Below are 6,680 nucleotides of genomic sequence, written 5' to 3'. Positions count from 1 at the left end.
CGGTACGGGTCGGTGTCCGGCGCGGGCTGCGGTGCGGTCGGGAGGACCGGTCGGACATCCCGACCGCACCGAACTCGCGGTACCGGGCGGCCCACCTCTGAGCGGTGGTGGGCGAGACCTGGAAGCGTTCGGCGGCCCGGCGCAGGGGCCATCCGTCGTCCACGACGCAGCGGGCCAGGCGCAGGCGTCCGGTCTCGGTCAGGGGTGCATTACGGTGGGGCATGAGGGCCTTCTGGTCGTTCGATGTTGATGTCGCAATCCACACCGAACCCGGAAGGCCCTCACTCGTTCAAGATCACCCCACCGTGAAACCTGTCACCAACCTCCGTGGACAGAACAGCTAGGGCGCGTTTGCACGCGTTCGCACCGTGCGGGAAGCCTGCCCGCACTCCCCACGGCCCGGCGCCGCTCCCCACGGCCGGGCCGTTCCCGTACCGCGGCACGCGCGGGACCCGGCCGTCCCCATGTGAGCGCACGCCCTCGTGCGCCCCTTCACGCCCCTCGGGCCACAGGCCCCCGGCGGCCGGAACCAGGCCGCCCGACACGGTTCACCTCCCGTTCACTCACCCCCGCAGACCGCTTCACCTGTTCTGCCTAATTTCGGCGGTGCACGGTGCGAGGCACACACCGCACCGGCCACGACTTCCGTACCACCCACACCTCGCACGCCGTCGTAGTCGAAACGCCTCGGCGGCTCCTGGAAGGAACACCCGAAAGTGAAGCTTCAGCGCAAGAACCGGCTTCGTGCCACCGCGCTCGGTGCCCTCGCCGTCTCCGGCGCCCTGGTCCTCACGGCGTGCGGTTCGGACAACAACAGCGGCGGCGACACCGGCGGGAGCGGCGGGCAGACGAAGGCCGCGTCGAACGTCACGTGCGACGGCGCCAAGGGCCAGCTGCGGGCCTCCGGCTCCAGCGCGCAGAAGAACGCCATGGACCTCTGGGTCAAGGAGTACATGGCCGCCTGCTCCGGCGTCGAGATCAACTACAACTCCTCCTCGTCCGGCGAGGGCATAGTCGCCTTCAACCAGGGCACCGTCGGCTTCGCCGGCTCCGACTCGGCGCTGAAGCCCGAAGAGGTCGCCGACTCCAAGAAGATCTGCAAGACCGGCCAGGGCATCAACCTTCCGATGGTCGGCGGCCCGATCGCGGTCGGCTTCCACCTGGAGGGTGTCGACAGCCTGGTCCTGGACGCCCCCACCCTCGCCAAGATCTTCGACACGAAGATCAAGAAGTGGAACGACGCGGCGATCGTCAAGCTCAACCCGGACGCCAAGCTCCCGGACAAGGCGATCCAGGCCTTCCACCGCTCCGAGGACTCCGGCACCACCCAGAACCTCGGCAAGTACCTCAACGCCGCGGCTCCGGCCGACTGGAAGTACGAGGCCGAGAAGAAGTGGCCGGCCCCCGGTGGCCAGGGCGCGACCGGCTCGTCCGGCGTCGCCACCCAGGTCAAGCAGGTCGACGGCTCGATCGGCTACTTCGAGCTCTCGTACGCCGCCTCGCAGCAGATCACCACGGTCGACATCAACACCGGCGGCGCCGCCCCGGTGAAGGCGTCCTCGGAGAACGCCTCCAAGGCCATCGCCGCCGCCAAGGTCAAGGGCACCGGCAAGGACCTGGCGCTCGACCTCGACTACACGACCAAGGCCGAGGGCGCGTACCCGCTGGTCCTGGTGACGTACGAGGTCGTCTGCGACACCGGCAACAAGGCCGACACCCTCGGCACCGTCAAGTCCTTCCTGACCTACACCGCCTCCGCGGACGGCCAGAAGCTCCTGACCGAGGCCGGCTACGCCCCGATCCCCGAGGCGATCAACGCCAAGGTCCGCGAGACGGTCGCCGGCCTCTCGTAACCCGCACGACGCGGACAGCGAAAAAAGCACAGCGCACGACGTACGAAGCGACACAGGCGGACCGGTCCGGCGCACCCCTCCGGACCGGCCCGCCCCACCCCCCACCCCCATCCGGTGCACCGCCGCCAGGGGAGCCCCGGCTCCCCCACACAGACCGGAAAGACCATGGCTTCCACCACACAGACAGAAGTTCCACCGGCCCCGCCGGGCAGGCGCACCCGCGCCAGGTCCACCGGCCGCGCCGGTGACAGGATCTTCCTGGGCCTCTCCCGCGGCTCGGGCATCCTGCTGCTCGTGATCATGGCGTCGATCGCCGTGTTCCTCACCTACCGCGCCGCCATCGCCATCTCGAAGGACGAGAGCAACTTCCTCACCACCTTCGACTGGAACCCGGCCGGTGACCCTCCCGTCTTCGGCATCGCCGTCCTGCTCTTCGGGACCGTCGTCAGCTCGGTCATCGCGATGGCCATCGCCGTTCCGGTAGCCGTCGGCATCGCCCTGTTCATCTCGCACTACGCACCGCGCAAGCTGGCCGGCCCGATCGCGTACGTCATCGATCTGCTCGCCGCTGTGCCCAGCATCGTCTACGGCATCTGGGGCGCGCTCGTCCTCGTGCCGTATCTCGAAGGCCTGAACCTCTGGCTCGACCAGTTCTTCGGCTGGACGTACGTCTTCGAGAAGACCGAGATCGGCGTCGCCCGCTCGCTCTTCACCGTCGGCATCCTGCTCGCCATCATGATCCTGCCGATCGTGACCAGCGTCAGCCGCGAGGTCTTCCTCCAGGTCCCGAAGATGAACGAGGAGGCCGCGCTCGCGCTCGGCGCCACCCGCTGGGAGGTCATCCGCCTCTCGGTCCTGCCGTTCGGCCGCTCCGGCATCATCTCCGCCTCGATGCTGGGCCTCGGCCGTGCGCTCGGCGAGACGATGGCCGTCGCCACGGTCCTGTCGCCGAGCTTCCTCATCTCGCTGCATGTGCTCAACCCGGGCGGCGGGACGTTCGCCCAGAACATCGCCGCGAAGTTCGGCGAGGCCGACGCGTTCGGGCGCGACGCCCTGATCGCCTCCGGCCTGGTCCTCTTCGTCCTCACCCTGCTGGTCAACGGCGCCGCGCGGCTCATCATCGCCCGCCGCAAGGAGTACTCGGGGGCCAACGCATGAGCCACGCATCCACGAGCGTCCAGGAACGCCCGACACCGGCCCCGCCCGCTCCGGCGTCCACCCTCAGCAGCCGGGCCCTGCCCCGCCTCGCGCCCCTCGGCTTCGCCGTCGTCTCGATCGCGCTGGGCGTCGGCCTCAGCGCGGCTGCCGGCTGGCAGAGCCGCGTCCAGTGGGGCCTGATCTCCGCGCTGCTCTTCCTGGTGATCTCGTACGTCGCGACCAGCGTCGTGGAGAACCGGCGCCAGGCGAAGGACCGCCTCGCCACCAGCCTCGTCTGGGTCTGCTTCCTGATCGCCGTCGTCCCGCTGGCCTCCCTGCTCTGGACGACCATCAGCCGCGGCTCCGAGCGCCTGGACCTCTACTTCCTGACCCACTCGATGGCCGGTGTCCTCGGGCCCGAGGCCAGCGGCGGTGTCTACCACGCCCTGATCGGGACGCTGGAGCAGGTCGGCATCGCCACGGTGATCTCCGCCCCGCTCGGCCTGCTCACCGCGGTCTACCTGGTGGAGTACGGCAAGGGCGCGCTCGCCAGGGCCGTCACCTTCTTCGTCGACGTGATGACCGGCATCCCCTCCATCGTCGCCGGTCTGTTCATCCTCTCGATCATGCTGATCGCGGGACTGGAGCCCTCCGGCCTGATGGGCGCCCTGGCCCTGACGATCCTGATGATCCCGGTCGTGGTCCGCTCCACCGAGGAGATGCTGAAGCTCGTCCCCAACGAGCTCCGCGAGGCCTCCCTCGCCCTCGGCATCCCGAAGTGGCGCACCATCCTGAAGGTGGTCCTGCCGACCGCGATCGGCGGCATCGCCACCGGCGTCATGCTCGCCGTCGCGCGCATCGCCGGCGAGACCGCGCCGATCATCCTGCTGGTCTTCGGCAGCCAGCTGATCAACCCGAACCCCTTCGAAGGCGCCCAGTCGTCACTGCCGTTCTACATCTACGAGCAGTACAAGATCGGTGAGGCCGCGTCCTACGACCGCGCATGGGCCGCCGCCCTGGTCCTGATCGCCTTCGTCATGATCCTCAATCTGGTGGCCCGCGGCATAGCCCGCTGGAAGGCCCCGAAGACCGGCCGCTAGGGCCGACGGAAAGCAGTGATTCAGATGGCCAAGCGCATCGACATCAGTGGCCTGTCCGCCTACTACGGCAGCCACAAGGCGATCGACGACATCTCCATGACCGTGGAACCCCGCTCCGTGACCGCCTTCATCGGCCCGTCCGGCTGCGGCAAGTCCACCTTCCTGCGCACCCTGAACCGGATGCACGAGGTCACCCCGGGTGGCCGCGTCGAGGGCAAGGTGCTGCTGGACGACGAGAACCTGTACGGACCGAACGTCGACCCGGTCACCGTGCGCCGCACGGTCGGCATGGTCTTCCAGCGCCCGAACCCGTTCCCCACCATGTCGATCTTCGACAACGTGGCGGCGGGCCTGCGGCTCAACGGCTCCTACCGCAAGAGCGCCCTGAACGACATCGTGGAGAAGTCGCTGCGCGGCGCGAACCTCTGGAACGAGGTCAAGGACCGGCTGAACAAGCCCGGATCCGGCCTCTCCGGCGGTCAGCAGCAGCGGCTGTGCATCGCCCGCGCCATCGCGGTCGAGCCGGACGTGCTGCTGATGGACGAGCCGTGCTCCGCCCTGGACCCGATCTCGACCCTCGCCATCGAGGACCTGATCGGCGAGCTGAAGGAGCGCTTCACGATCGTCATCGTGACGCACAACATGCAGCAGGCGGCCCGCGTCTCGGACCGTACGGCGTTCTTCAACCTCGCGGCGGTCGGCAAGCCCGGCAAGCTCATCGAGATCGACGAGACGGAACGCATCTTCTCCAACCCCTCCGTCCAGGCCACGGAGGACTACATCTCCGGCCGCTTCGGCTGACCCGGTCCCTCCCCAGACGGCCTTGGGGTGCTGCATGGCGGTGCCACCACAAGGCGAAGGGTCCGCCCCGCTCTCCGGGAGGAGAGCGGGGCGGACCTGTTCGTACGGTGTACGGACGCTGCGCGGTCAGCCGAACAGCAGCACGACGACCCCGTAGCTCGCCCCGGCGACCAGCGCCGCGGCCGGCATCGTGATGAACCAGCCCAGGATGATGTTCTTCGCGACACCCCAGCGCACCGCGTTCACCCGCTTGGTCGCGCCCACACCCATGATCGCCGAGGTGATCACATGCGTCGTCGAGATCGGCGCGTGGAACAGGAACGCCGAACCGAACATGATCGACGCCCCGGTCGTCTCGGCGGCGAAGCCCTGCGGCGGGTCCAGCTCGATGATCTTCCGGCCGAGCGTCCGCATGATGCGCCAGCCGCCGGCGTACGTACCCAGCGACAGCATCAGCGCGCAGACCAGCTTCACCCAGACAGGGATCGGGTCGCTGTAGGTCTCGTGGCCGGAGATGACCAGGGCCATCACCACGATGCCCATCGTCTTCTGCGCGTCCTGCAGACCGTGACCGAGCGCCATGCCCGCGGCCGAGACCGTCTGCGCGATCCGGAAACCACGCTTGGCCTTGTGCGGGTTGGCCTTCCGGAACATCCACATGATGGCGACCATCACCAGATAACCGACCACCAGGCCGATCACCGGCGAGATGAACATCGGGATGACGACCTTGTCGAGCACGCCGTCCCAGTGGACCAGCGTCCCGCCCGCGAGAGCGGCGCCGACCATGCCGCCGAACAGGGCATGGGAGGACGACGACGGCAGACCGAAGTACCAGGTGATCAGATTCCAGATGATCGCGCCGACCAGTGCGGCGAAGAGGATGCCCATCCCCTTGTCGCCCGTGGGCGTCGCGATCAGACCCTCGCTGACGGTCTTGGCGACCCCGCTGCCGAGGAACGCGCCGGCGAGGTTCATCACCGCCGCCATGGCCAGGGCCGCACGGGGGGTGAGCGCCCGGGTGGAGACCGACGTGGCGATGGCGTTCGCCGAGTCGTGGAAGCCGTTCGTGTACGTGAAGCCGAGCGCGACGCCGATGGTCACGACCAGTACAAAGGTGTCCACGTGGTTCAGGACTCCTTGACCGCGATGGTCTCCACCGTGTTCGCGACGTGCTCGAACGCGTCGGCAGCCTCTTCCAGCACGTCCACGATCTGCTTGAGCTTCAGCACCTCTATGGCGTCGTACTTGCCGTTGAAGAGCTGGGCGAGCAGCTTGCGGTGGATCTGGTCGGCCTGGTTCTCCAGACGGTTGACCTCGATCCAGTACTCGGTGAGGTTGTCCATGGTCCGCAGGTTCGGCATGGCGGACGCGGTCAGCTCAGCCGCCCGTGCCAGCACCTCGACCTGCTGCTCGACACCCTTCGGAAGCTTTTCGACCTGGTACAGCACGACCAGGTCGACCGCCTCTTCCATGAAGTCCATGATGTCGTCGAGCGACGAGGCGAGATTGTAAATGTCCTCGCGGTCGAACGGCGTAATGAAGGAGGAGTTCAGCTGGTGGAAGATCGCGTGGGTGGCATCGTCCCCCGCGTGCTCCGCTGCCCGCATGCGCTCCGCGATCTCGACTCGGGAGGCAGAATCCGCCCCGAGCAGTTCCATCAGGAGTTTCGAGCCCGTGACGATGTTGTCCGCTGATGCGGAGAACATGTCGTAGAAGCTCGTCTCCCTGGGGGTCAGACGAAAGCGCACGTGGGGTCCTCGGGGTGCTTTGGATTCGGTCAGGCTGA

At 67.9% G+C, this 6,680-nt stretch carries 7 protein-coding genes; 4 read left to right on the top strand and 3 right to left on the bottom strand.

The annotated features are described in order from the left end of the window. Positions 1-223: leucine zipper domain-containing protein (locus ACZ4LX_RS34290; RefSeq protein ID WP_467650893.1), on the bottom strand; the 223-nt coding region annotated here is incomplete at its 3' end. 493 nt (positions 224-716) lie between these two features. Between ACZ4LX_RS34290 and pstS the strand changes: the two genes are divergently transcribed. The 4 genes from pstS (at position 717) to pstB (ending at position 4,891) form a co-directional block, all read left to right on the top strand. After that, a complete protein-coding gene (gene pstS / locus ACZ4LX_RS34285) occupies positions 717-1,853 on the top strand; it encodes a phosphate ABC transporter substrate-binding protein PstS (protein ID WP_467650892.1) in 1,137 nt (378 codons plus the stop codon). A gap of 165 nt (positions 1,854-2,018) precedes the next feature. Continuing rightward, on the top strand, positions 2,019-3,011 hold the full coding sequence (gene pstC / locus ACZ4LX_RS34280) for a phosphate ABC transporter permease subunit PstC (RefSeq protein ID WP_467650891.1): 993 nt from the start codon (positions 2,019-2,021) through the stop codon (positions 3,009-3,011). After that, complete coding sequence (pstA, locus tag ACZ4LX_RS34275) at positions 3,008-4,090, top strand: phosphate ABC transporter permease PstA (protein ID WP_467650890.1); 1,083 nt, start codon at positions 3,008-3,010, stop codon at positions 4,088-4,090. The genes pstC and pstA overlap by 4 nt, the downstream gene beginning before the upstream one ends. Before the next feature lie 24 nt (positions 4,091-4,114). Continuing rightward, positions 4,115-4,891: a phosphate ABC transporter ATP-binding protein PstB gene (gene pstB, locus ACZ4LX_RS34270; RefSeq protein WP_467650889.1), complete on the top strand. Its 777-nt coding sequence runs from the start codon at positions 4,115-4,117 to the stop codon at positions 4,889-4,891. 126 nt (positions 4,892-5,017) lie between these two features. On the opposite strand, the gene ACZ4LX_RS34265 is transcribed toward pstB, so the two are convergent. Together ACZ4LX_RS34265 and ACZ4LX_RS34260 are read right to left on the bottom strand one after the other, a co-directional pair. After that, positions 5,018-6,016, bottom strand: a complete 999-nt coding sequence (locus ACZ4LX_RS34265) for an inorganic phosphate transporter (protein WP_467650888.1) — start codon at positions 6,014-6,016, stop codon at positions 5,018-5,020. Positions 6,017-6,021: 5 nt separating this feature from the next. Then, the gene (locus ACZ4LX_RS34260; protein WP_467650887.1) at positions 6,022-6,642 is read right to left on the bottom strand and encodes a DUF47 domain-containing protein; all 621 of its coding nucleotides are present in this window, start codon (positions 6,640-6,642) and stop codon (positions 6,022-6,024) included. Positions 6,643-6,680 lie beyond the last annotated feature (38 nt).

The organism is Streptomyces sp. NPDC026062 (assembly GCF_055568375.1).
This window is presented reverse-complemented; position numbering and strand designations above follow the sequence as displayed.